Source organism: Microbacterium sp. BK668 (assembly GCF_004362195.1).
Classification (GTDB): Bacteria; Actinomycetota; Actinomycetes; order Actinomycetales; family Microbacteriaceae; genus Microbacterium.
In genome coordinates this window covers 893,525-917,990 of sequence record NZ_SNWG01000001.1, presented here as the reverse complement: position 1 = coordinate 917,990, position 24,466 = coordinate 893,525, and the positions used below count along the sequence as shown (strand labels likewise).

Below are 24,466 nucleotides of genomic sequence, written 5' to 3'. Positions count from 1 at the left end.
GTCGCGGAGTCGCGGGATGCTACGGGGTGCTGCGGGATGCCGTGGCATCGCGCGGCATCCGACAATCCTAGCCGGGCGCCGCCTCCCGGACCGGGGGCCTCTGGCGCCCTCACCCCGCCCGGCCTAGCATGTGCGGCAACCGCGGCGCGTCGACGGAGAGGAATCGCCATGGATGAGACGTCGACCGCCGAGACCTCGGAGCAGCAGGTGGAGAAGTCGGCCGGCGGCGTCTTCGACCGGCTGCTCGCGGCCATGGAGCTCCTGTCGGTCTACTTCGGCGACCGCCTCGGGCTCTACGACGCGCTCCGGCAGGGACCCGCTACGGCACCCGAGCTCGCCGCGCGCGCCGGCATCCACCCGCGGTACGCGAGGGAGTGGCTCGAGCAGCAGGCGGTCGCGGGCCTCCTCGAAGCCGACGGCGAGGGAGAGACGGCCCGCTTCCGGCTGACGGCGGCGCAGGCCGAGGTGCTCACGGATCCGACGTCGCTCAGCTATTCCGCGCCGTTGGCGCGTCTGTTCGTCTCGGCCGCCGGCCAGATTCCCGCGCTTCTGGACGCGTATCGATCCGGCGGCGGCGTGCCCTGGGCGCAGTTCGGGCCCGGCATGCGCGATGCCCAGGGCGACGTCAACCGACCGTGGTTCGAGAACGCCCTCGCCGGCGCCCTCGCCTCCGTGCCCGCCGTGCACGACGTGCTGTCGAGACCGGATGCCGGGATCGCCGATGTCGCGTGCGGTCACGGCTGGTCGACCATCGCCCTCGCGCGGGCCTACCCCGATGCGACGGTCGACGGCTTCGACCTCGACGGGCCGGCCATCGAGGCCGCCCGGCAGCACGCGGCGGGCATGGACAACGTGACGTTCGCGGACCTGCGGGGCGAGCAGCTCGCCGAGGAGGGGGATGACCGCTACGACGCGGCGTTCGTCTTCGAGGCCCTCCATGACCTGCCCGACCCGGTCGGCGTGCTGGCTGCCATGCGTCGCGCCGTGCGCGACGACGGGATCGTCGTCGTCATGGACGAGGCGGTGGCCGAGACCTTCGCACCGCCCGGCGACGAGATCGAACGCGTCATGTACGGGTACAGCCTGTTCATCTGCCTGCCCGATTCGATGTCGACGCCCGGATCGGCGGCGACGGGCACGGTCATGCGACCCGCCGTCCTGGAGCGCTACGCCCGCGAGGCCGGCTTCTCCCGCGTCTCGGTGCTGCCGATCGAGGGCTTCAGCGCGTTCCGGTTCTACCTCCTCGAACCCTGACGCGGCGCGCGGCCGCGCGCCCCGGTCAGGGGAGCGCGGGCGTGCCGAACGCCACGCGCACGCCCGGGGAGAACAGGATGCTCGACGGCAGACCCTCCGGTGGCGGGAGCCCGGCGGCCGTCACGAGGCGCTCGTCGAGCTGGAGCACCGTCGCTGACCGCAGCGGCCAGCGCGGGTGCTCGTTGGCGACGTAGCGGGTCCGGCCCCACGCGCGCGTGTGCAGCGCCCACCGCGCGGTGACGAACTGGTCGGCGGCGCTCGGCTCCGCGATGTCCTCCCCCACCCGCACCGAGAGCCGGAGGGGTGCGGCACCCGTCACGTGCCGCGCGCTCCGGTAGGAGATCACGTCGCCGTGGCGATCGATGCGCATGCGCGACCACACGTACGGCAGGCCGAGCGCAGCCCTCGCGGCCACGACCGACGCGAGGCGCGCGGCATCCAGAGATCGGAACACGACTGCCCGCCGCCCGCGCTCATCGACGCTGTAGAGCCGTACGTTCGTCTCGCAGAAGGTGCCGAAATACGGGATGCCGGGACCCCGCCCGAGGCCGAGGCCCACCATGCGGAAGGCGATGATGCCGACGTACGTGTCTCCGTCGAGCACATCGGGGCGCGTGCCCGGCGGAAGGAGAGGAGCCACGACCGCCGGGTCGTACGGCCAGTGGAGGAAGGTCGCGTCGCGCCAGCGCTGCGTGGACCAGGGCCGCGGGATCCGGTGGGGCGGATCGGGAGACACCTCCTCGACGGCGGTCACGTCGAGTCTCCGGCTCAGCGGCGCGGCGCGGACGGCGGGGGCGTGCCGTCCTCCGAGGCCTGATCGAAGGCGCGGTCCCAGTCCTGCAGCTCCTTGCGACGACCGATGAGTCCGTCGAGCGACACCTGGAAGTGCAGGCCGCGGCGAGCGTTGACCTGCTTGATGTTCTCGACGAGCTCCGTCGAGACTCCGTCGAGCGCCCCCTGGACCTCGCGGACGCGGTCGTCGGGGTCGTCCCACAGATTCGGATGGCGAAGGACGTCGAGCAGGTAGTCGCGGTTCAGGGCCGCCGTGAGCTTGCGCAGCTTGTCGTCGTACTCGACGGCCGCGATGTCGACCTGGTCGGCGGCGCTGCGGCGATCCAGGCGGTTGAACAGCTCGGTGACGTTGTCGGCGAGGATCGCGATCTCCTGTGCCGCCCGAGCTGCGACGGCATCGCCCGAGGCGCCGACCGCGGCGTACTCGGGGACGAGGCCGCGCAGGGTTGCGACCTGCGCGCGGACCGCGTCGGGAAGTCCGCGGTCCGCCGCGGCGCGCCGCCTCCGGGCCCGCACGGCGCCGACGACGGCGATGCCCGCTCCCACGAGCAGCGCGACGGCGACCGCGATCCCGACCACGGGCCCGGCATCCACTCCGCCCTGCTCGGCCTGCGGGGTGACAGCGATGATCTGCTGCACCGTCTGGGTCAGTGCCGCGTCGACGGAGTCGCTCGCCTGCTCGGACTCGTTCGCAATCCGCAGCGCCTCGCCGGCCTGAAGCGTGCGCGAGCCCGCCGCGACATCGTCTCCGACCGCGACGATGATGGTGTCGTAGCCCGGGTTGGCCGCCGCCAGCTCGCTGACGATGTCGGAGGCGGACCCCTCGAGCCCCGCGTTCTCAGAGAACACCGCGACGCCGATCGAGGCATCCCCCACCTGCTGGTCGAGCTGCTGCGCGAGCGTCGACGCATTGCCCACCTCGTTCGAGACATACACGTTCGAGCCCTGCAGTGCGGCAGCGGCATCGTCGACGTACCCGTTCGCGGAGAGCGGGATCGGCGGAACCGGCATGATCCTCCCGCCGACTAGAAGTTGTTGATGACCGAGGCGAAGACGAGGTCGATCTTGGCCGCGTCCGACGCGTCGAACCACTGCCCGCCGGTCGCTTCGGCGATGCGCCGGAGGGCGGACGTGTCGGCTCCTTCACCGTACGCGATCGGGAAGATGCGAACCGGAGCGGAGTCGCTGCCCTCGCGCGCCGACGGGCCGATCTTCGCCAGCAGCGAGTCGAGCGAGGTGGTCGAATCGGTGTCCTGACCGTCGGAGAGCACGACGATCGCGTTGATGCGCCCGGGCTCGGCGCGGTCCTTCATCTCGTCGTAGGCGCTGGCTATCGCGTCGTAGAGGGGGGTGCCCTGCCGGTTGGAGAACCGCAGATCCTCGATCGACGACTGCAGCGACTCCAGGTCGGAGGCGAGCGGCGAGATGTCGCGCACGACGGCGATGTTGTCCCCCTTCTCGCCGTCGATGCCCGTCGTGAAGGCCCACACACCGACCTCGTCGCTGCGCCGGAAGTGTCCTAGCGTCTTCTGCGCGCCCTCGATCGCGCCGTCGAGCTTGGAGCGGCCGTCGCCGATGGGGTCGTCCATCGATCCCGAGATGTCGATGACCTCGAGCACCGACGAGGGCTTGCGGATCTGCGTCCACTGGTCGATGGCGCTCGAGACGACGTCGACCGCCGGCCGGGGCAGCGTGACGGTCGGCTGCGCGGGGTCGACTCCGTACTTCTCCGTGAAGAGCTCGCCGAGGGGCACGGACTCGTCGAGCGGCCGGAAGCCGAACTCGGGCAGGATGCGCTGTGCCGCCTCGGTCTGGAGGAAGGCCGCGAACGCGAGCCCCGCTTCGCGCTGCTCATCGGTCACCCACGGCGCGCCGAGCACGGTCACGGGGTTGTCCGACCACATCGAGCCGCCCTTCGGATAGACGGCGACGAGCTTCTCCTTCGGGGGTGTGAGCTTCTCGCCGGGCTGCACGGTGTGCGAGTCGGCGTTGCCCTGGTTGTAGTTCAGGAGCGAGGTCTCCTCGACCGCGATCGCCGAGACGTAGCCCGAGCCGCCCGTGCCGTTCTGGGTCTGGTCGTACAGGCGCGAGAGCACCTTGCCGGTCGTGTCGCCGTAGTGGATGACGCATTCCTCGAACACCCGCGAGAAGTCGGCGGCCGCGGCCACGTCCTCGGCCGTCAGATCCGACGTCTTCCCGGATGCCTCGTACGACTGCATGAGGATCGTCGAAAGACCCGTCGTCGAGGTGTTCGGGTTCGTCTTGGAGATCTTGAACGAGCCCCACAGCGGCTTGCCGACGCTCCCCCAGCCGTCCGGGTCGGAGCAGAGCCTCGCGAAGTCCGCGATGCCGATCTCGGCGGAAGGCCATCCGAGTGCCTTCGCCATCGTCTCGGGCACACCGAAGACGACCGGGGTGTGCGTGAACGACTCCGGCTCTCCCACGAGGGCAGGGGATGCCGCGGCTGCGACCCGCTCGGTCCACACGGTCGAGGCCGGCGACCACATCGCCGGCCACCGGCGCGCGTCCTCGTCGGGCCAGTGCCCGCCGGCCGTCAGGTAGCGCGTCGCATCGCCCGACGAGACGTTGATCGGGCGCACCGTGGCGCACGTGTCGAGGTCGTCGAACTCCGGCGACTCCTTGAACGCGTCCGCCAGCGCGTCGAGCATGTTGACCTTCTCCGAGGACGTCGCGATGACGACGCTCGTGCAGCCGTCGTCGGCGAAATCCCCGCCGTCGCCGTTGTCGTCCGAGCTCGCACCCGTGCACGCTGCGAGCACGATCATCGCCGCCGCCGCGAGCGCCGACGCAGCGGCGAACCGCCCTGATCGCGAATGTCCGTGTTCGGTCGGAAGGTCTGAGGAACCGGCGAGGGTGCGCCGTGGGCCGGGCGACATGTGGCCAGTGTAAGGCTGACGGTTCGGCTGTTGGGGTGGCCGAGCTGCGCGGGATGCCGAGCACATCGGACGCCGTCACCCGGAAGTGATGATTGCCCAGGTCGTATGGCAATTCAGTGATGCGCCGCGCGCGGGCCCTGTGCTTGACTCGCCCCAACGGGGAAGGCGGCCGACGTGCAGAAGCGATCCACTCACCGTCCTGAGGCGCGTCTATCGATGAGGGCGGTGGCGGCTGCATTGGCCGCCGTGCTGGCGATCGGGGGCGTGGCCGCCATGGCAGCGCCTCCCGCGGCCGCCGATCCGCCGACGGGCGGATCGGTCATCGTCGACGAGACGTTCACGGGAGCGTCGGCCGCCGACCCGGCCTGGACCGTGCAGGGGGACGCCTGCCTCACGGGGGCGGCCGCCGGAGCGACGCCTCCTCCGGGTGCGGCGCAGATCCCGTCCTGCATCGCGCATCGCTCGGGGCCGGTCCCGCCCATGGGAGGGGCGCCGAACGGCTACCTGCAGCTGACCGACACCGCGGGCAACCGCGCGGGCAGCATCCTGTACAACAAGCCGATCCCCGCCAGCAGCGGCGTCTCGGTCACGTTCGAGCAGTACCAGTACGGCGGGAACGGCGCGGACGGCATCGGGTTCTTCCTCGTCGACGGGTCCGTCTCGCTGACCAGGACGGGCGGACTCGGCGGGAGCCTGGGCTACGCCCAGCGAAACAGCGAGCCCGGCGTCAGCGGGGGCTATCTCGGCGTCGGACTGGACGCCTACGGCAACTTCTACGGCGACGGCGAGAATCGCGGAGCCAACTGCCCCGCCGGGCAGCGATCGCCGACGACGGCCTCCGGCGCGATGGCGCCGAACGTCATCACGCTCCGCGGCCCCGGCAGCGGACTGTCCGGCTACTGCTGGCTCAATGCGACGGTGCCAAGGCCCATCACCAACCCCACCAAGCCGGGAACGACCCTGAACGGGGGAACCGGGACCCTCCGCGCGGCGACGCTCGCGGCATCCAAGCGCACGGTCAACGTGCAGATCACCCCCGTCACGCTCGAGAGTCCGGTCGCTCGCGTGATCGTGCAGGTGCGCTACACCGACGCCGGCCCGTGGGTCACCGAGCTCGACATCCCGGCTCCGCCCAGCACGCCGTCCACGTACAAGTTCGGCTTCTCGGCGTCGACGGGCGGGTCGAACGACGTGCATCTCATCCGACAGACCCGCATCGAGACGATCGTCCCCCTGGCGAGCCTGCAGCTCGAGAAGCAGGTGGACCGGACCGGAGCGGCGCTGCCGCCGGTCATCGGCGTCGGCACACCCATCCCCTACCAGTACATCGTCACCAACACGGGCGCGCCGGTCAGCGGCCTCTTCATCACCGACGACCAGATCGCCACCGCCGGCATCACGTGCGCCGCGACGAGTCTCACGACGGCGCCCGCCCCGGGGTCGTCGACGGTGTGTCGTGGCTCCCACATCGTGACGGCGGCGGATGTCGCGGCCGGCCGAGTGGTCAACGTCGCGACGGCCACCGCGACACCCGACGGCGGAGGCAGCGTGTCGTCGCCGGAGGCCACGGTGACGGTGCCGCTCGTCTCCTCGATCTCGATCACGAAGTCCGTTGCCACGGCCGGCCCCTACTCGGTCGGGCAGCGGGTGGCCTACTCGTACACGCTCACCAACACGGGCGGAAGCGACCTACGCGGATTCGTCGTCACCGACGACCGCATCGCCGCGAACGGCGTCACGTGCCTCGCCGGGCTCCTCTCGCCCGGAGCGTCGACCACCTGCGCGGGCTCGCACACCATCCAGACCGGCCAGATCAACACCGACGGATTCGTCGTCAACACCGCCTCGGTCCGGGCGCAGTCGCTCATCGGGCAGGATGTGACGGCCGGTCCCGTGCAGGCGCAGATCCCGGTCGCGACGGATGTCGCGGTCACGAAGTCGGTCGACGATCCGGCGCCGCTCGTCGGGTCCGACGTGACGTTCACGATCACAGCGTCCGGCAACGGCCCCGCCACGGCGACGGGCGTCGTCGTGACGGATCTCCTCCCCGACGGCGACCCGGTGAACAGCATCGTGTTCGTCTCCGCGACCACCACCGCCGGCACCTACGACTCGGCGACCGGCGCGTGGACGATCGGATCGCTCACCACGGGCCAGACCGAGGCCCTCACGATCACCGCCACCGTCAACACGGGGACCCCCTTCACGAACACGGCCGTGCGAACCCGGAGCGACCAGCCGGACCGTGACCCCAGCAACGACGTCGCAGCCGTCACCATCAATCCCGTCCTGCCGTCGATGGACATCGCGATCGTGAAGACCGTCGACCAGGGTCGGATCCCGCTCGGCGCCACAGCGACGTTCACCGTCACCGCGACCAACTCCGGACCGCAAGGCGCCGCGGGCGTCCAGGTGCGCGACGTGCTCCCGCCGGGACTCACCTTCGTCGCCGACGCGCCCGGCGACCCCGACCAGGGGACGTATGACCCGGCGACCGGGATCTGGACGATCGGCACCCTGGCCGCCGGGGCGACGGCGACGCGCACCATCACGGTGACCGGGTCCGAGCTCGGGTCCTATGTGAATCTGGCCGCGCTCACCGGTGATCCCGTGCCCCCCGACAGCAACCCATCCAACAACTCCGACTCCGCGACCCTGGAGGTCGTGCCCGGGGTCGCCGACCTCGCCGTGGTGAAGTCGGCCTTCCCGCAGACCGTCGTGGTGGGGGACGAGGTCACGTACCAGCTGCAGGCGAGCAATCTCGGACCCGACACCGCCTTCGAGGTGAGGGTCGTCGACCTCTTCCCGCCGGGAGCGGTCGTGCTCTCCGCATCCGCGTCGACCGGCACGATCAGCCCGGACGGCGGCACGTGGACCATCGGGACGATGGCGCCCGGTCAGCAGGACGTCACGGCCACCGTCACCGCGCGGATCGATACGTCGGGGTCCCTCGTGAACACCGCGACGATCGGCTCTCCCGTCGTCGACGATCCGGATCCGTCGAACAACTCCTCGTCGGCGACGGTGACCTCTGGCCAGCCGGAGATCGACATCGCCGTCGGCAAGACCGTGACGGTCCCCTCGGGGGCGAGCCCGGACGCCGTGCCCCTCGGCGAGCAGGTGGAGTTCACACTGACGGCCGAGAACACCCCCGGACCGACGACCGCCGCGGCGACCGAGGTCGTGCTCACCGATCTCCTCCCCGATGGACTGACGTTCGTCTCGACCAGCGGCGACGGATCGTACGATCCTGTGACGGGGCGATGGACGATCGCGTCGATCGCCTCCGAGACGACGGCCTCCCGGACCATCGTCGCGACCGTCAGCCGGCCCGTCTCGTTCATCAACACGGTCACCCTCACCTCGCTCACGCAGATCGACAGCGACCCCTCGAACAACAGCGCGTCGGTGCAGGTGACCGGCATCGTGGTGGCCGACCTCCGGCTCACCAAGACCGCGGATCCGACGACCTCCCGGCCCGGCGAGCAGGTGACCTACACCGTCGTCGTCGAGAACGACGGACCGAACGGCGCGACGGGCGTGTACGCCTTCGATCCGTTCATGCCGGCGGCCACCATCGTCGGCTCGTCCGTGACGACGGGGACGTTCGACGAGGAGACCCGCGTCTGGGACATCGGCGCTCTCTCCTCCGGCGCGTCGGCGACGCTGACGGTCGTGATCGAGGTGACCCGCCCGGGCTGGACGCGCAACGTCGCCGTGGTGCTGGGGCTCGACCAGGTCGACCCCGACCTGGACGACAACGTCGACGACGCCGATCTCTTCGTGCCGGCAGCCGACATCGCCGTGGTCAAAGCCGTGGACGACCCCGAGGTGTTCGTCGGGGACGAGGTGGCGTTCACGATCGGGCTCTGGAACTACGGGCCGGATGCCTCTGGCCCCCTCGTCGTGAACGACCTTCTGCCTGCGGGGCTCACACTCCTCACTGCCTCGCCGAGCGCCGGCACGTACGACCCCGCTACGGGCGCATGGACGCTCGACGACCTCGACCCCGTCGATCTGCCGGGGGCCGGCCGAGACGCTCCCCCGCCCCAGCAGACGCTGCAGATCACGGCCCGGGTCGACACCGCGGGCTCGTTCGAGAACGTGGCATCCGCTCCCCGCGAAGCGCCCGACGTCTTCGATCCCGACCTCTCGAACAACACAGCGTCGGCGACGGTCGCGGCCACCCCCAGGCCGGCCACCCTGTTCGTCGCCAAGTCCGTCGCGCCCGCGACCGTCACGGCCGGCGGAGCCGTGACCTACACGATCACGGTGTCCAACGGCGGGCCCGCGGACGCTGCGGAGGTCGTCCTCGTCGATCCGTTCCCCGCCGGTGTCACACCGCTCGCGGCCGACGATCCCCGGTGCGTCCTCGACGCGGAGGGGACGTTCTCGTGCAGCCTCGGCACGATCGCCGTCGACGAGACGGCGACTGTGACCATCACGGCCAGCGTCGACGAGGTCGGCACGTTCGCGAACACGGCGGCGGCCACCTCCACCACACCGCTCTCCCCCGACTCGGAGCTCCGCGCCGAAGCGGTCGTCGAGGGCCTCGCGCCGGACAGCGGAGGAAGCGGCGGGAGCGGAGGCTCCGGCTCGGGCGCGGGTGGCCTCCCGGTCACCGGCGGCAGCGGGCCCGACGCGGGTCCTCTCGGCGGGATCGTGCTCACCCTGACCGGCGTGCTGCTCCTGGTGTGGTCACGCCGACGGCGGCGTGCATACCGCCTCGACTGACCGCGGGGGCCGGATCCTCGCCTCCGGCAGGGGGCGACAGAGCAGGCCGGGGTCAGCGGACGAAGGGGATCGACAGCGGATACGTGAACCACTGCCCATTGCCGGCCTTCACGGCGGCGATGATCGGGAAGACGATCGCGAGGATTCCCGCGGCGATCAGGATCGGGATGCCGATGAGCACGACGGACAGGATGCCGCCGACGGCGTAGGCGATGAGGAGGGTCAGCTGGAAGTTGAGCGCCGTCGCGGTGTGCGCGCGGATGAAGGGGCCGCGATCCTTGAGCAGCAGGTATCCGATGAGCGCCGGGAAGAAGCTCAGGAAGATGCCGCCGAGGTTGATGAGCACGGCCCACAGCTTCTCGTCGGAGGGGTTCATGGGGGCGGTCGGGCCGCCGTAGGGTGCGGGGTCGGGGTAGGTCACGGATCAAGAGTAGGCGCGGCCGCCGCCGCGCACCCGGTGGCTTTCCCCCGTCCTTCCGGGGGTCACCCATGGCGGCGGTGCACGCGGGCGGTCGTCCGTCAGTGCGGGAAGCCGCACCACTGGCCGACCCACGTGAGGATGCGGCCGCGCATCTCCTCGCTCGCAGCCAGCTGGATCTGGCCGGGCTCGCCGTCGACGGCGATATCGACGTTGAACACCGTGCCGCGCTTGTCCTCCTGCACCGCATGCGGGTCGCAGCGGAGCGGAATCATCGGGAGATGCACATCGAACGGCTCCGCACCGCCCGAGGCGATGTCGATGCCGAGCGGGTGCTCGACGTTCGGGTGGTCGGACCACGTCAGGAGATTCGTCGAGTGGATGCCCTCGATCCGCGCCGCCCCTTCGCCCGTCGGGGCGACCGTCAGGGTGAGGTCGGCGGGCTGCCCGGCCGGGGAAGGGGTGAAGGCCGAGATCGAGACGGCCGCCGTGGCCGCGAGCGCGAGTGCCCGGCACTCCCGTTCGTGCAGCGGAGGGACGAACGAGAGCGGATCGGTCAGCGGAGCCGTCGCGGTGCCCGAGGCATCCGTCGTCGCCCACTCGAGTGTCACCGTGCCCGTCGCCTCGTCGGGCGCGGGGCAGGCGACCGGCGGGAGCTGCACCGGGATCGCGACCGTCGAGCCGGCGCGCACGGTGCTCTCGCGGTCGTTGATCCGCCCGGCGGAGCCGTCGAAGCGCGGATCGTCGACGTGCAGCGGCCCCACCGTGACGTCGGTCTCGCCGTCGTTCGTGATCATGACCTGAGCCCAGCGCGCCGCGACGTCGGACCGGAGCTGCCGCAGCTCGACGCTCACGCCCGCGGGGAGCGCAGAGGGCGACGCCGTTCCCGCCGTCGGCCGGTCCATCGGCCCGTCCTGCCCGCTCGCCGCCGTGCAGGCGGCGAGCGCGAGGGTCGTCGCAAGCGCTCCGCACGACGCGAGCACGGCACGCCGTGCGTGCCCCCGCACAGGACGGCGTGTCTCCCGCGGGTCGTGCGGACGGCGCCGGCTCATCGCCGGAGGACGACCTTCTTGACGGTGAAGTCCTCGAGCGCGGACCGGTCGATGTCGACGCCGATGCCCGGTCCCGTCGGGACGCGCACGTGCCCGTCCTCCAGCACCGCGGGCTCGGTCACGATGTCGCGCGCGTAGAACCGGCTCGAGGCGGAGACGTCGCCGGGGAGCGTGAAGCCGGGAAGCGCCGCCAGCGCGGCGTTGGCCGCGCGGCCGATCCCGGTCTCGAGCATGCCTCCGCACCACACCGGCACCGAGGCATCCCGGCACAGGTCATGCACCCGGACCGCCTCGAGGTAACCGCCGACGCGCCCGGCCTTGATGTTGACGACGGATGCCGAACCCAGCGCGAGCGCGTCGGCGGCGGCCTTCGACGACACGATCGACTCGTCGAGGCACAAGGGGGTGCGCAGCTGCCGAGCGAGGGTCGCGTGGTCGACGATGTCGTCCTCCTGCAGCGGCTGCTCGATGAGGAGGAGGTCGAAGCGGTCGAGCTCGGTGAGCGTGTGCGCGTCTGCGAGCGTGTACGCCGAGTTCGCGTCGACCTGCAGCGGGATCGCGCCGAAGGCGTCGCGGACGGCGGCGGTGTCGTCGACGTCGCGCCCGGGCTTGATCTTGATCTTGATCCGGACGTATCCCTCATCGAGGTAGTCGCGGACGGTCTCGACGAGCGCGGCCGGATCGCGCTGGATGCCGACGCTCACTCCGCTCGGAACGCGGTCGCGGACGGCGCCGAGGTGTTCGCCGAGAGAACGGTCCTCGGAGCGCAGCGCCGCGTCGAGGACGGCGAGCTCGAGACCGGCCTTGGCCATCCGGTGGCCGATGAAGGGCTCGAGCACCGGGGCGACCTCGTCCGGCGCGAGCGTGTGCCGTTCGAGAAGGGCGGGGATGAGCCATCGGGTCGCGACATCCCACGCGCCGTGCGTGTACTCGCTCGAGTAGAGCGGCGCATTCTGCGTGACGATCTCTCCCCAGCCGTCGCCGTCGGCTGTCAGGGCGCGTACGACGATGACCTCGCGGACCGACTCGGTGCCGAACGAGGTGGTGAACGGCGACACGAGGGGGATGTGCAGGGTGCGCAGCTCGAAGCCGTCGAGAGCGACGGATGCCGCGTTCCGGGCGATGGGCATGGGTTCAGGCTAGCCCTGGGGCGGAGGCTCTCCGGCGGTCCGGGGCGTTTCGTCTCGCTTCGCTCGCTCTACGACCGGGTCGCTTCGCTCGCTCGACGACCGCGGGCGTCCGGGGCGTTTCGTCTCGCTTCGCTCGCTCAACGACCGGGTCGCTCCGCTCGCTCAACGACCGGGGGGCTTCGCTCGCTCGACGACCGGGCGGACGATTCCCCTTCCGGTCGTTGAGCGAGGGAGCGCAGCGACCGAGACGAAACGCGTCGATCCTTCGAGGAGCTCCCCCGCCCCAGAATCAGTTGAGCGGCTGCGTGCCCTCGGGGATCCCGCCCCCGGCGTGCACATCCCGCACGAGGTTCTGCAGCGCGGTCAGCGCGACTCGCTGCGACCAGGGGCCGTACGAGACCCGGGCCACGCCGAGCTCCTCGAGCTTCGCGAGCGGAAGCGAGCCGGGAACGGCGATGACCGAGAGCTTGCGCGGGCCGAAGGCGTCCACGAGCGTTCGCACCTGCTCCTCACCGAGACGTCCGGGCACGAAGACGACGGGAGCGCCCGCCGCGAGGTAGGCCCGTCCGCGGGTCACGGCGTCCTCGAGGTTCTCCTCCGGCGTGCGGTCGGCACCGCGGACGAAGGCATCCGTCCGCGCGTTGAGCACGAAGCGGATGCCCTCCGCCTCACCCGCCGACAGCGCCGCCTCGACACGGCGCAGCGCCTCGTCGAGGGGCCTCAGCTGGTCCTCGATGTTGGCACCCACGACGCCGACGCCGATCGCGCGGCGGATCGTCTCCCCGACGTCGCCGTAGCCCGCTTCGAGGTCTGCCGAGACGGGAAGGTCGGTCGCCTTCACGATGCGATCGATCGCGTCGATGTGCAGGTCGAGCGGGATGTGCTCGCCGTCCTCGTAGCCGAAGCTCGCGGCGATCGAGTGGCTCGCTGTCGCAAGAGCGTGCGTGCCGGGTTCGGATGCGACGACCTTGGCCGAGATCGGATCCCAGATGTTCACCACGGTCAGCAGCGCGGGGTCTTCGTGGAGCGAGAGAAGTCGGTCGGCGTTCTCCTGTAGTGTCATGCTCCGAGTCAACAGCGCCACCCGGTCGCCGTCATCCCTCTTGACGCCGGATGACGCTGCCGCGCACCCGTCCGCCCACCTAGGCAGGCATCCGCCCACCGGCGGACGGGACCGCTCACCCGGGGGCGGACCGATCAGCCGAAGGGAGTCGTCGTCACCTCTCCCGGCTCGCGGCGCCGAAGGGTCGGCGGCGCCGGCCAGGCGAGCTCGATCCTCTCCACCGGCGCGTCGATCGCCCCGAAGTCGTCGGTCTGCACGATGATCCGCCCCGGCTCGCCGACCCGCCCCGGCGTGACCTCGACGAGCTTGACGCGCCACATCGCCACCCCGGAGGCGGCCGCGAGCTGGCGCGGCGGGATCTCGAGCACCCACACGTCGGCGAGCCACGACAGGCCGTGAGTCTCGAGCGCCGCCTCGGCCGCGAGCCAGTCGACGGCGCCGGACGCTTCACGCCCCAGGAGATCGACGGCGACCCACTCCGCACCCTCCGGCCGGATCCACCCGAGCAGCTCGCCGTCGTCGCGGCGGTGCGGTGTCCAGTCGGGAGGCAGCATCCTTCCACGCTAGTGGCCGCTCATCGCTCGCGGACAGCATCCATCCGCTGCTCGAGCCGCCGGGTTCCGCCCCGGTCCGGCCGGCCGAAGAGGTCCGCCCGGGTAACCCATCGCCGGGGGCCTGTAAACCCCCGAGCGGCCGGCCGGCCGCTCAGCCTAGCGTCGGTCGCATGACCAAGACGCAGGAGTTCTTCCCCCGACGGGCGATCGTCACGGCCTCCGACTCGGGAATCGGCCAGGCGACCGCGCTCGCCCTCGCCGACGCAGGTATCGACGTCGGCATCACGTGGCACAGCGACGAGGAGGGCGCGCAGCGCACGGCCGACGCGGTGCGCGAGCGCGGCCGCACCGCCTTCGTCGCGCAGTTCGACGCGACCAGGCTCGAGGAGGTCCCCGGGGTCGTCGAGTCGCTCGTCGGCCGGCTCGGCGGTCTCGACGTGTTCGTCAACAACGCCGGCGGCGGTTCGGGCGGCCCCTTCCTCGACATGTCGGTCGGCGACTGGCGGGAGGTCGTGTCGCTCAACCTCGACGGCGCCTTCGTCGCCCTCCAGAGCGCGGCGCGGCACATGGTGCAGGCCGGCGCGGGCGGACGGCTCATCGCGATCACGAGCGTTCACGAGCACCAGCCGCGCGTCGCTTCGGCGGCGTACGTCGCAGCAAAGCACGGACTGGGCGGTCTGCTGAAGACGATGGCGCAGGAGCTCGCCGAGCACGGCATCACGGTGAACGCCGTCGCTCCGGGCGAGATCGCCACGCCGCTCACGGATCAGGAGCCGGAGGACGCCGAGCACACCCACCGCCCCGGCGTACCCCTCGGTCGCCCCGGCAAGCCCGAGGAGATAGCGGACGTCGTCGCGTTCCTCGCCTCGCCGAAGGCGAGCTACGTCACGGGCGCGAGCTGGGTCGTCGACGGCGGGATGCTGCAGATGGGGCCGCAGGCGGGCTCGCACCTCGAGAGCGACGACTGGCGCAAGGGCTGAGGCTCAGGCCCCTCGTCGGTGAGCGGCGTTTCGTCTCGCTTCGCTCGCTCAACGACCGGGTCGTTCCCGGTCGTCGAGCGGGAAGCGAAGCGACGCGACCGGTCGTTCCCGGTCGTCGAGCGAGGAGCGAAGCGACGAGACGAAACGCCCCGGACCCGCGAAGACGGCCGGCTTCAGGCCGGCACCTCTGCGAACGCCCGCACGGGGAACGTTCCGAACCCCTCGACCGCGGGCGGGGCGGCCGTGAACCGCGCGCCGCTCGGCGGCAGCGCGCCGAGGTTCGTGAGGTGCTCGACGACGTGGATGCCGGCATCCAGCAGCAGTGAATGAGCCGGACGCTCTCCACCTGACTCGGTGTCGTCGATGTTCAGGGCGTCGATGCCCACGAGCGCGGCTCCCGCCCCGATGAGATGGCGGACCGCGTCCTCCGTGAGGAAGGGCGAGCCCGTCCCGTACTCCGGCTGCCCGAACCAGCGGTCCCACCCCGTGTGAAGCAGCACGGCCGCGCCGCGCACGTCGCGGTCGAGGAGGGTCTCGGCACGGATGCCGCGGCGCTCGGGCGTCCAGGCGTCGTCGAGATGGAAGACCTCGGCGCGCAGCCCGACGAGCGTCGAGAGGTCGAGCGCGGCGAGGTCGGCCCCGTCGGCGTAGCGGTGGAACGGAGAGTCCAGGTACGTGCCGGTGTTGCCGATCATGTGGATGACGTCCATCGCGAACTCGGTGCCCGGCGCGTAGCGCGCCCGCGAGTCCTCACGCGTGAGGTGCGGAGTGATGGCGGGCGCCGGCAGGCCGGGGTAGGTGATGAGGCCGGCCCGGATCGGATGGCTGAGGTCGACGACGCGCGTCGCCGCGGCAGTTCCCCTGAGCTTTGTCGAAGGGTCCGTCGTCCTCCCGATCCCGCGGCTCCCGCGATGCGCCTCCTCGACGATGCGGAGCCCGCGCAGCTCGACGCTGTCGACGAGCGCGAGCCCGAGATGCCGGACGAGCAGGCGGCCGATCGCCGCCTCGTCGAGGTCGGCCGAGGGCAGATCGAGGCGGAACCCCGTGCCGGCGAGCTCGCCGCCGTTGGCGAAAGAGATCTGGAAGTCGAAGTGGGCGCGATAGTCGGGCATGCGCGTCAGCCTAGGACCGACGGATGCCGCGTCCCGTGCGGCCGTCGGACGATCGCGCCGGATTCGGATGATTCGGCAGGAATCCTCCGAATCCGGTGCGATCCTCCGACGTTCGACCCCTCGCCGAGGTCGGGGACCGCGATCAGGGCCGCACGAACAGGTAGCCGCGCGCGTCGTCGAAACCTCCGACCACCAGGCCGTCGGCCAGGTGCTGGAGGAACTGCGCGCGCACGCGCAGGCGCCAGGACGCGGCATCCGTCGCCTTCTCCCGGCGAAGGCCCTCGATGTCGGACGGAATTCCGACGGAGGCGACCACGGCGTCGTCGGGCGGCGTCGGGACCGGCGGAGCCGCGAGCGCCCACGCCACGAGCAGCCGGTCGGTCTCATCGCCGCGGTTGACACCGTCGTCCATGGGCCCGTACTGGTTGACGAGGTACTCGGTCACGCGCGTTCCGAGCACGCGCAGGTTGAAGTGGGCGTTGCGCGCGACCAGCGGATCGAACGTCCACGTGATGTGGCCGACCTCACGGGCGAACGCCCACGCACGCTGATGCTGCTTGAGCACGCGACCGAGGCCCTGTCGCTGGTACTGCGGCAGCACCCCCGTGATGTGCGAGTGCATCGAGCGCTCGGAGGGAGCGGCGAAGAACGCGACGGATGCCCCGACCAGCCGGTCGCCGTCGTACAGGCCGACGGCGTAGTTGCCCGAGTGCGCGAGCGCCCGCAGCAGGTTGGGCGGCATGCCGCCGCGGTCGCCGCTCCATACATCGGCCAGGACCTCGGATGCCGCGAACACCTCCTCGACCGTCTCGAGGGGACGGATCTCGATGCCGGGCGGAGGAACGGGGTCGGCGGAGGGGTCGGTCATGCGCCTAACCTACGCGCGCTCGGCGGTGCCCGTCGGCCCCGACCGTCTCGCCTCCGGCGCTGTGCACCTGGACTTCACGACCCGCGATCCTCCCGATCGTCGAGCGAGCGAAGCGAGACGCGCCGCGCACGAGCCGGGCCGGTCGGGCCCCCAGGCCCCGGCCCTCGCTCGTCAGCCCGCCGATAGCCTGGATCGGTGGCGGCGAAGGATGAGGAAGCGAGAAGACGACTCACCCGAATGCCGCCTCAGGGTGCGATCGTGGCCGTGCTCGCGATCGCCGGTCTCGCCTCGTCGTTCATGTTCACGCTCGTCGTGCCGATCCAGTCGAGGCTCCCCGAGCTGCTCGATGCCAGCCGCGAGGACACCGCGTGGGTCGTGACCTCGACGCTGCTCGCAGCGGCGGTGCTGACGCCCATCTCGGGCCGGCTCGGCGACATGTACGGCAAGCGGCGCATCGTCCTCGTACTGCTGGCGATCATGGTGGTGGGCTCGGTCGTGGCCGCGCTCTCCCCGGGCATCGTCGGGATCATCGTCGGCCGGACGCTCCAGGGGGCCATCGTCGGCGTCGTGCCGCTCGGCATCTCGATCCTGCGGGATGTGCTCCACGAGAACCGCGTCGACTCCGCGATCGCCCTCATCAGCGCGACGCTCGGCGTCGGGGGTGCGCTGGGTCTTCCGATCAGCGCCTTCATCACCGAGCGCGCCGATTGGCACGTGCTCTTCTGGGTGGCCGCGGGGCTCGGCGTCGTCGTGTTCTGGCTCGTGCTGTGGATCGTGCCGGTGAGCGTCCTGCGCACCGCCGGACGCTTCGACTACATCGGAGCGGCGGGGCTGACGGCGGGCCTCCTCGGCATCCTCCTCGCCATCTCGCGGGGCAACGAGTGGGGCTGGACGTCCCCCTCCATCCTCGCGCTCGGCATCGGCGGCGTCGTCGCGCTGCTCGCGTGGGGATGGTTCGAGCTGGGCATCGATGCGCCGCTGCTCGATCTGCGGGTCGCCGCGCGCCGCCCCGTCCTGCTCACCAATCTCGCGTCGGTCGCGATGGGCTTCTCGCTGTTCGCGTCGAACGTGGCCTATCCGCAGATGCTCGAGCTGCCCGCGGTCGCGGGCGGGTTCGGGCTCTCGCTCCTCGCCGCGAGCTTCGTCGTGATGCCGGCCGGGGTCGTCATGATGGTGCTCTCGCCGTTCTCGGGGCGGCTCGCCCGGACGGTGGGACCCAAGCTCCTGCTCGTGCTGGGCGCGATCTCGCTGATCGTCGCGTACGGCTTCACGCTCCTCTTCTCCACGGAGGTGTGGCAGCTCGTCGTGGCGAACTTCCTCATCGGCGCGGGCATCGGGTTCGGGTACGCCGCGATGCCGATGCTCATCATGCGCTCGGTGCCGCAGTCCGAGACCGGCGCCTCGAACGGCCTGAACGCGCTGTTCCGCTCGCTCGGCACGAGCACGGCGGCGGCGGTCATCGGCGCCGTGCTCGCGACCTTCGTCGTGGACGTCGAGGGGATGCCGGCCCCCACGCCGACCGCGTTCACCCTGTCGTTCGTCCTCGGCGGGATCGCCGCCGTGATCGCGCTCGTCGTCGCGCTCTTCATCCCGCGCCGGCATTGGGCGCAGGAGCGGCATCCGTCCCTCCGAGAGTGAGACGTCTGTCCCGCGAGGGACGCGGGGGCTAGCCTGACCCCATGAGCGACCGATCGCGGGGGCAGAGCGGACCGGACGACGAACCGGCGCAGGTGCCGGTCGGCGCGCCGGACGGCGCGACGGCGGCGGGGGCTGCCGGCGACGGAGCAGGGCGAGTCGCCGCGGAGCGCAGCGGGACGGATGCCGCCGGCACGATGGGGCGCGGCGATCAGGACACCCGGTTCTTCGGGCAGCCGTGGCCCCTCTGGCACATCTTCGGCGTCGAGATGTGGGAGCGGTTCAGCTTCTACGGCATGCAGGGGATCCTGCTGCTGTACATGTACTACTCGGTCGCCCAGGGCGGCCTGGGGATCGACCAGGCGACCGCGACGGGGATCGTCGGCGCCTACGGCGGCACCGTCTACCTCTGCACGATCCTCGGCGCATGGCTCGCCGACCGGCTCTTCGGCTCGGAGCGCGTGCTCTTCTGGAGCGCCGTGGTCATCATGGCGGGTCACATCGGGCTGGCGGTGCTGCCGAATGTGTGGGGACTCGGCGTCGGCCTCATCCTCGTCGCGGTCGGCTCGGGCGGCCTCAAGGCGAACGCGACGGCGGTCGTCGGCACGCTGTACCGGGCCGGCGACAGCCGCCGTGACGCCGGATTCTCGATCTTCTACCTCGGCATCAACCTCGGCGCCTTCCTCGGGCCGCTCGTGACCGGCTTCCTCCAGACGAACTACGGGTTCCACTGGGGCTTCGGGGCCGCCGCGGTCGGCATGGCCATCGGGCTCATCCAGTACTCGTTCGGCCGCAAGGAGCTGCCGAAGTCGGCGAGCGTCGTCGCCAATCCCCTGCCTAGGAACCGCTACGGCATGATGATCGGCATCGCGGCCGGCGGACTCGTGGTCCTCGCCGCGCTCGTGCTCCTGGGCGTCATCCGCGCGGACAACCTCGCCGGCGTGGTCATCATCGTCACCCTCCTCGCGGCGATCGCCTACTTCTTCGTCATCACGTCGTCCAAGCTCATCTCGTCCGACGAGCGGTCGCGGGTGCTGGGCTTCATCCCGCTCTTCATCGTCAACGTCGGCTTCTGGTCGCTGTACCAGCAGCAGTTCACCGTGCTGACGATCTACTCCGACCAGCGCTTGAACCGGAACATCCTCGGCTGGGAGATGCCCGTCTCGTGGGTCAACTCCATCAACCCGGTCTTCGTGATCATCCTCTCGGGCGTCTTCGCCGCGATCTGGACGAGACTGGGCTCCCGCCAGCCGCCGGCGCCGGTGAAGTTCGCCCTCGGTGCGATCATCATGGGCATCGCGTTCCTGCTCTTCCTGCCCTGGGCGAACGGAGCGCCCAACTCCACGCCGCTGCTGGCGATCGTGCTCATCCTCTTCGTCTTCACGATCGCCGAGATGTTCATCTCGCCGCCGGGACTGTCGGTCACGACGAAGCTCGCGCCCGAGCGATTCCACACGCAGATGGTCGCGCTGTACTTCCTCTCGGTCGCCCTCGGCACGTCGATCGCCGGCTGGCTCGCGCAGTTCTACAACCCGGACGACGAGGTGCCGTACTTCACGATCCTCGGCGCGATCGCGATCGTCCTGGGCATCGCGCTGTGGCTCTCGGTCAAGCCGGTGCTGAAGCTCATGCGCGGAGTCCGCTGACCGCAACCCGGCCCCGCGCCGGTCGACCAGGGCCGCGGGGGTGGCGCTCCTCGCGGATCCAGCGCGTTTCGTCTCGCTTCGCTCGCTCAACGACCGGGGCCCCGCTTCGGGGGATCCCGATGCGGGGCATCACCGATCGTGCGTTCCGCGCGCCGGCGGGTGGCGGCTAGCGTCGACGCATGACCAGCGCCGCCTACCCGGGACTCGAGAGCCGCACGATCGTCGTGACCGGGGCGGGCGGCGGCCAAGGCGCCGCCGAGGCGCGGCTGCTCGCGGAATCCGGGGCGCGGGTGATCGCGACGGACGTGACCGACGCCCCGCCGCGCGACCTCGCCGGGGTCGAGTACCGGCGGCTCGACGTGGCGGACGAGACGGCGTGGGCGGCCCTCGCGCGGGACCTGGCCGATCGGCTCGGGGACGAGCCGCTGCGCGGCCTCGTCAACAACGCCGGCATCACGCACCGCGCACGGCTCGGCGCCGTCGACCGCGCCGCTTGGGACCGCGTGCTCGCGGTCGACCTCACCGGCCCGCTGCTCGGCATCCAGGCGCTCGCGCCGCTCATGGGCGCCGGATCGTCCATCGTGAACATCGGATCGTCCGCCGCGCTGAACGGCCACTATCCGGTCGCGTACACGGCGTCGAAGTGGGGGCTGCGCGGACTCACGCACGCCGCGGCGACCGAACTCGGTCCCCGCGGCGTCCGTGTCAACGTCGTCCACCCCGGCTTCATCGAGACGCCGATGACGGCGAGCGCGCCGGACGCGATGCGCGCGGCCCAACTCGCCCTCACACCGCTCGAGCGCACGGGCGAGTCCGACGAGGTGGCGCGCGTCGTCGCTTTCCTGCTGTCCGACGCCGCGTCGTACGTGTCCGGGGCCGAGATCCCCGTCGACGGGGGGTTCACCTCGTCGGCCGGCGCGAAGTACATGTCGGACCGCGTCGCCGCCCCGTGAGCCGGGCCTGCACTCAGCCGGCCGAGACCTCCACTCGCGCGTCGGCGAGCTCGTCGACCACCCGCCGCGCCCCGCGCACGGCGATCGCGACGCTCATGAGGGTCGGGTTCATCGTGTTCGCGGTCGGGATGAGGGCGTTGCCTCCCACGACGAGGTTGTCGAAGCCCCACACGTGCGACCAGGGGTCGGCCACCGACGTGCCGTCGTCGGCCGCGCCCATCCTCATCGTGCCCATGTAGTGCAGGCTCGAGCCGTTCGGCAGGAGCCTCGGCTCGGCGATGAAGGTGCCGAGGGCCGCGCCGGCGCGGCGGATCCGCTCGTGGGCCTCGTCGAGCTCGGGCTGCTCGGCATCCGTCAGCGCGTACTCGATCGTCATGTTCGGGAAGCCCCGGTAGTCGAGCTCGTCGTCGTGGAAGGTCACGCCGTCCTCGACGCGCGGGAACTTGCGCACGCCGTAGCCCATGTTCACGTAGCCCCAGCGGTTGCCCGCGGCGGGGTGCGACGGGTCGAGCTGGAAGGGCGGGTTCTCGGCGTACATCACCTGCAGCGAGAGCGGGTGATCGGGCTCCGAGAACGGGATGCGGTTGACCGCCGCGACAGGATCGGCGGCGTTCAGCGCGCGGCGGGCGAGCTCGGTCTCGAACTCCTCCTGCGAGATGAGCCCGCCCATCCGCTCCTCGTCGAGCGCGATCGTCGTGATCACCACGTGGTGCTCGGTGAGGTAGCGCCCCAGTGCGGCGGGTCGGATGCCGGATGCCCACAGCAGCTGCGGAGACCGGAAGGCGTCCGCCGCGACGACGACGACCTCGGCGGGGACGAACGACACCTCCTTCGTGCGGAGGTCCTCGATCGTGACGCCGGTCGCGTGGCCGCCCTCGTGCTCGATGCGCCGGACGAGGGTGAGGTCGCGCAGCTCGAATCGTGCGGATTCGGGCGTCCCCGCCTCGATGAGCGGTCCGAGGACGGTGTTCGCTCCCGCCCAGACCATCGACCCGTCGGGCTGCGGGTCGCCCGCGACCGGCAGCGTGCCCACGCCGTAGCCCGGCGGGAGTTCGGCGCCGAACTCGTCGTCGAGGAGGGAGCGGATGGCGGTGCCGATCGGCGAGTCGGCGAACGCCGCGCTCTGGGCGTGGAGCAGCCCCTCGGCGGTCGAGATGAGGTCCTCCCATTCGCCGTCGTCGATGAAGTCGACCTTCTCGCTGAAGGCGGGCCGCGGGATGGCGCAGGTCCAGTGCGCACCCTGGCCGCCGACGTTGGTCGCGCCCGCCGCGGCAGGGAAGGTCGGCGCGTGCGCCGAGCCCTCGCCGCCGAAGTCGAGGAGGTGCGTGCCCTGCCGGGCCGTGAACATGCCTTCGACGACGACACCGGCGGGGATGCCCAGCGTCTCGCGGAAGGCGCCGGACTGCGGCCCCTGCGACATCTCGCGGGCGCGGGCCTTCTCCTCCGGGTCGGTGATGTTGCGCACGCTCTCCCCCGGGACGGCGGTGAGCTGCGGCCCGGCTTCGAACATGACGACGCGGACGTCTGGGTCGGCCTCGAGGATCACGCGGGCGTACGCGGAGCCGATCGGGCCGGAGCCGACGATGGCGACGGTGGGCTGGTGCGACATGGGAGTACCTCTTCTGGTCACGTCGGGGTCACGCGGTGACGGGTTCGGAGCTGGCAACGGGCGCGGTCTCGTCGGAGAGCCGGCCGGCGGGAAGGAGGATCGCGGCGATGACGCCGGCGGCGTAGACGACGGCGAGCGCCGCGAAGACCGGGGCGAAGACGCCCGTGTAGATCGCGGCCACCTCCGTCTGAACGGCGGGCGCCGCCGCGTGCACGAGCTGCGGCGTGAGGGTCGAGGCATCCATCGATCCCGGCAGGCGAGCGGCGACGCCGAAGCCGACGACGCCGCCGATGATCGCCGTCGCGACGGTGGAGCCGATCTGGCGCACGAGGTTGACGGTCGCGGTCACCGAGCCCGTGTCGCGACGCGGCGCAGCGCTCTGCACGACGGCGATGACGAGACTCATGAACGCGCCCGTGCCGACGCCGACGACGGCCATGACGATCATCGGCACCCACAGCGGCACGCCGACCGGGAGCAGCGACATGGTGAACAGTCCCGCGGCGCCGAGCGCCGTGCCCGCGATGGGGTAGACGCGGTAGTGGCCGGTCCGGCTCACGAGCCAGCCGGTGGCGAGGTTGGAGAGCAGCATCCCGAACACCGTCGCGATGGGAATCAGGCCCGAGACCGTCGCGCTCGTGCGGTACGCCATCTGGACGTAGGTGGGCAGGTAGGCGGTGATCGAGAAGAGCCCGATGCCGATGATCGCCGAGAGCGCGACCCCCGCCGCCACCGTCCGGTTCGCGAAGAGCCGCAGCGGCACGAGAGGCTCGGGGGCGCGCAGCTCGAAGAGGAAGAACGCCGCGAACGCGATCGCGGCGACGGCGAACGAGACGATGGATGCCGCGGTGAGCGCCGCATCGCCGACCCACGTGACGGCGAGCACGAGCGCCACCATCCCGACCGTGAACGCGACAGATCCCGCGAGGTCGAAGCGCCGACGGCCGAATCCCGCGATCTTCGGCACGGCGACGATCGCAAGCAGCAGGGCCGCGACGCCGAAGGGGAGGTTGATCCAGAAGACCCACTGCCAGCCCCAGTAGTCGGTGATCAGACCGCCGAGGACGGGGCCGATGAGGATCGCGATCGGGAAGGCGGCGCCGATGATCGCGAGGTACTTGGGCCGCACGCGCGGGGTCGTGACCTCGGCGACGATGGTCTGGGACATGAGCTGGATGCCCGCCGAGCTCATCCCCTGCACGACGCGCGCGGCGATGAGCTGCGGCATGTCCTGCGCGAACCCGCACGCGAGCGAGGCGAGGAGGAAGAGGATCAGCGAGGTGAGGAACACCCCGCGCGGACCGATCGCGTCGCCCAGCTTGCCGATGACAGGAAGCAGCACGGTGCTCGCGAGGGTGTAGCCGACGACCACCCAGCTCATGTGCTCGAGGGCGCCGAGCTCGCCGGCGACGGTGGCGAGCGAGGTCGCGACGATCGTGTGATCGAGGGCGCCCAGCAGGGAGACCGTCAGAAGGGAGACGATCAGGAGGCGGAGCCTCCACGGTGACATGCTCATACGCGCAAAGACCCGTACGACCGGGCGATCGACGCGACGGGGTGTGCCCCCGCGGCGGCTTCGCTTCGGGGAACGGGCTCCAGGAAGAAGCCCCGACGTCACTGTCGATTCTAGCCGATCTTTGGCTATTTTTCAACCAAAGCCTCGATCGTCGGCTCTCGCGGCCCTTCCCCTCTCCGCGGGTCGAGTCCGCGGGGACGAGTCGAGGTCTCCTCCGCCCTGACCCGCACCCGAAAGCCCGACTCGCCGGCGT

General features: G+C 71.2%; 18 protein-coding genes. 6 read left to right on the top strand and 12 right to left on the bottom strand.

Features of this window, described 5'->3' with window-relative positions; translation table 11 throughout:
- Window positions 1–168 precede the first annotated feature (168 nt).
- The gene (locus tag EV279_RS04040; protein WP_133541620.1) at window positions 169–1,254 is read left to right on the top strand and encodes a methyltransferase domain-containing protein; all 1,086 of its coding nucleotides are present in this window, start codon (window positions 169–171) and stop codon (window positions 1,252–1,254) included.
- 25 nt (window positions 1,255–1,279) lie between these two features.
- Here the strand turns inward: EV279_RS04040 and EV279_RS04035 are convergent, their stop codons facing one another.
- The 3 genes from EV279_RS04035 to EV279_RS04025 are packed head-to-tail and all read right to left on the bottom strand — an operon-like array spanning window position 1,280 to window position 4,832.
- Window positions 1,280–2,008 carry a DUF2071 domain-containing protein gene (locus tag EV279_RS04035; RefSeq protein ID WP_243728429.1) on the bottom strand — a complete coding sequence of 243 codons (729 nt, stop codon included), beginning with the start codon at window positions 2,006–2,008 and terminating at the stop codon, window positions 1,280–1,282.
- A gap of 14 nt (window positions 2,009–2,022) precedes the next feature.
- Window positions 2,023–3,057, bottom strand: coding sequence for a hypothetical protein (locus EV279_RS04030; protein ID WP_133541619.1), 1,035 nt, complete (start codon window positions 3,055–3,057; stop codon window positions 2,023–2,025).
- A 14-nt stretch (window positions 3,058–3,071) separates the two neighbouring features.
- Window positions 3,072–4,832 carry a substrate-binding and VWA domain-containing protein gene (locus EV279_RS04025; RefSeq protein ID WP_133541618.1) on the bottom strand — a complete coding sequence of 587 codons (1,761 nt, stop codon included), beginning with the start codon at window positions 4,830–4,832 and terminating at the stop codon, window positions 3,072–3,074.
- A 336-nt stretch (window positions 4,833–5,168) separates the two neighbouring features.
- Here EV279_RS04025 and EV279_RS04020 point away from each other — a divergent pair, with 336 nt between their 5' ends.
- Complete coding sequence (locus tag EV279_RS04020; protein WP_166644434.1) at window positions 5,169–9,677, top strand: DUF11 domain-containing protein; 4,509 nt, start codon at window positions 5,169–5,171, stop codon at window positions 9,675–9,677.
- 52 nt (window positions 9,678–9,729) lie between these two features.
- Here the strand turns inward: EV279_RS04020 and EV279_RS04015 are convergent, their stop codons facing one another.
- The 5 genes from EV279_RS04015 to EV279_RS03995 form a co-directional block, all read right to left on the bottom strand.
- Window positions 9,730–10,098, bottom strand: a complete 369-nt coding sequence (locus tag EV279_RS04015) for a DUF4870 domain-containing protein (RefSeq protein WP_347876848.1) — start codon at window positions 10,096–10,098, stop codon at window positions 9,730–9,732.
- 98 nt (window positions 10,099–10,196) lie between these two features.
- Window positions 10,197–11,000 carry a hypothetical protein gene (locus EV279_RS04010; protein WP_133541616.1) on the bottom strand — a complete coding sequence of 268 codons (804 nt, stop codon included), beginning with the start codon at window positions 10,998–11,000 and terminating at the stop codon, window positions 10,197–10,199.
- A gap of 143 nt (window positions 11,001–11,143) precedes the next feature.
- Window positions 11,144–12,277, bottom strand: a complete 1,134-nt coding sequence (menC, locus tag EV279_RS04005) for an o-succinylbenzoate synthase (RefSeq protein WP_133541615.1) — start codon at window positions 12,275–12,277, stop codon at window positions 11,144–11,146.
- Between the two features lie 289 nt (window positions 12,278–12,566).
- Window positions 12,567–13,340, bottom strand: coding sequence for an isocitrate lyase/phosphoenolpyruvate mutase family protein (locus EV279_RS04000; protein WP_133541614.1), 774 nt, complete (start codon window positions 13,338–13,340; stop codon window positions 12,567–12,569).
- A 134-nt stretch (window positions 13,341–13,474) separates the two neighbouring features.
- Window positions 13,475–13,894 carry a hypothetical protein gene (locus tag EV279_RS03995; protein WP_133541613.1) on the bottom strand — a complete coding sequence of 140 codons (420 nt, stop codon included), beginning with the start codon at window positions 13,892–13,894 and terminating at the stop codon, window positions 13,475–13,477.
- 170 nt (window positions 13,895–14,064) lie between these two features.
- Here EV279_RS03995 and EV279_RS03990 point away from each other — a divergent pair, with 170 nt between their 5' ends.
- Window positions 14,065–14,874 (top strand): SDR family oxidoreductase, encoded by an 810-nt coding sequence (locus tag EV279_RS03990; RefSeq protein ID WP_133541612.1) that lies wholly within the window; start codon window positions 14,065–14,067, stop codon window positions 14,872–14,874.
- Window positions 14,875–15,047: 173 nt separating this feature from the next.
- On the opposite strand, the gene EV279_RS03985 is transcribed toward EV279_RS03990, so the two are convergent.
- Both EV279_RS03985 and EV279_RS03980 read right to left on the bottom strand, forming a co-directional pair.
- Window positions 15,048–15,986, bottom strand: a complete 939-nt coding sequence (locus EV279_RS03985) for a cyclase family protein (protein WP_133541611.1) — start codon at window positions 15,984–15,986, stop codon at window positions 15,048–15,050.
- A gap of 142 nt (window positions 15,987–16,128) precedes the next feature.
- On the bottom strand, window positions 16,129–16,854 hold the full coding sequence (locus EV279_RS03980) for a GNAT family N-acetyltransferase (protein WP_133541610.1): 726 nt from the start codon (window positions 16,852–16,854) through the stop codon (window positions 16,129–16,131).
- Window positions 16,855–17,091: 237 nt separating this feature from the next.
- On the opposite strand from EV279_RS03980, the gene EV279_RS03975 reads away from it, so the two are divergent.
- The 3 genes from EV279_RS03975 to EV279_RS03965 all read left to right on the top strand — a co-directional run bounded on the left by EV279_RS03975 (window position 17,092) and on the right by EV279_RS03965 (window position 21,088).
- Window positions 17,092–18,492 carry an MFS transporter gene (locus tag EV279_RS03975; RefSeq protein WP_133541609.1) on the top strand — a complete coding sequence of 467 codons (1,401 nt, stop codon included), beginning with the start codon at window positions 17,092–17,094 and terminating at the stop codon, window positions 18,490–18,492.
- Window positions 18,493–18,686: 194 nt separating this feature from the next.
- On the top strand, window positions 18,687–20,135 hold the full coding sequence (locus EV279_RS03970; RefSeq protein WP_133544583.1) for a peptide MFS transporter: 1,449 nt from the start codon (window positions 18,687–18,689) through the stop codon (window positions 20,133–20,135).
- Between the two features lie 179 nt (window positions 20,136–20,314).
- Window positions 20,315–21,088 carry an SDR family oxidoreductase gene (locus EV279_RS03965; RefSeq protein ID WP_133541608.1) on the top strand — a complete coding sequence of 258 codons (774 nt, stop codon included), beginning with the start codon at window positions 20,315–20,317 and terminating at the stop codon, window positions 21,086–21,088.
- Between the two features lie 13 nt (window positions 21,089–21,101).
- Here the strand turns inward: EV279_RS03965 and EV279_RS03960 are convergent, their stop codons facing one another.
- Window positions 21,102–22,697 (bottom strand): GMC oxidoreductase, encoded by a 1,596-nt coding sequence (locus EV279_RS03960; protein WP_133541607.1) that lies wholly within the window; start codon window positions 22,695–22,697, stop codon window positions 21,102–21,104.
- A gap of 28 nt (window positions 22,698–22,725) precedes the next feature.
- A complete protein-coding gene (locus EV279_RS03955; protein ID WP_243728428.1) occupies window positions 22,726–24,207 on the bottom strand; it encodes an MFS transporter in 1,482 nt (493 codons plus the stop codon).
- Window positions 24,208–24,466: the final 259 nt, after the last annotated feature.

Coding starts and splice junctions, on each gene's coding strand:
- EV279_RS04040 (WP_133541620.1), top strand. CDS start 169: ATGGATGAGACGTCGACCGCCGAGACCTCGGAGCAGCAGGTGGAGAAG.
- EV279_RS04030 (WP_133541619.1), bottom strand. CDS start 3,057: ATGCCGGTTCCGCCGATCCCGCTCTCCGCGAACGGGTACGTCGACGAT.
- EV279_RS04025 (WP_133541618.1), bottom strand. CDS start 4,832: ATGATCGTGCTCGCAGCGTGCACGGGTGCGAGCTCGGACGACAACGGC.
- EV279_RS04010 (WP_133541616.1), bottom strand. CDS start 11,000: ATGGACCGGCCGACGGCGGGAACGGCGTCGCCCTCTGCGCTCCCCGCG.
- menC (WP_133541615.1), bottom strand. CDS start 12,277: ATGCCCATCGCCCGGAACGCGGCATCCGTCGCTCTCGACGGCTTCGAG.
- EV279_RS04000 (WP_133541614.1), bottom strand. CDS start 13,340: ATGACACTACAGGAGAACGCCGACCGACTTCTCTCGCTCCACGAAGAC.
- EV279_RS03995 (WP_133541613.1), bottom strand. CDS start 13,894: ATGCTGCCTCCCGACTGGACACCGCACCGCCGCGACGACGGCGAGCTG.
- EV279_RS03990 (WP_133541612.1), top strand. CDS start 14,065: ATGACCAAGACGCAGGAGTTCTTCCCCCGACGGGCGATCGTCACGGCC.
- EV279_RS03985 (WP_133541611.1), bottom strand. CDS start 15,986: ATGCCCGACTATCGCGCCCACTTCGACTTCCAGATCTCTTTCGCCAAC.
- EV279_RS03980 (WP_133541610.1), bottom strand. CDS start 16,854: ATGACCGACCCCTCCGCCGACCCCGTTCCTCCGCCCGGCATCGAGATC.
- EV279_RS03975 (WP_133541609.1), top strand. CDS start 17,092: ATGCCGCCTCAGGGTGCGATCGTGGCCGTGCTCGCGATCGCCGGTCTC.
- EV279_RS03970 (WP_133544583.1), top strand. CDS start 18,687: ATGGGGCGCGGCGATCAGGACACCCGGTTCTTCGGGCAGCCGTGGCCC.
- EV279_RS03965 (WP_133541608.1), top strand. CDS start 20,315: ATGACCAGCGCCGCCTACCCGGGACTCGAGAGCCGCACGATCGTCGTG.
- EV279_RS03960 (WP_133541607.1), bottom strand. CDS start 22,697: ATGTCGCACCAGCCCACCGTCGCCATCGTCGGCTCCGGCCCGATCGGC.
- EV279_RS03955 (WP_243728428.1), bottom strand. CDS start 24,207: ATGTCACCGTGGAGGCTCCGCCTCCTGATCGTCTCCCTTCTGACGGTC.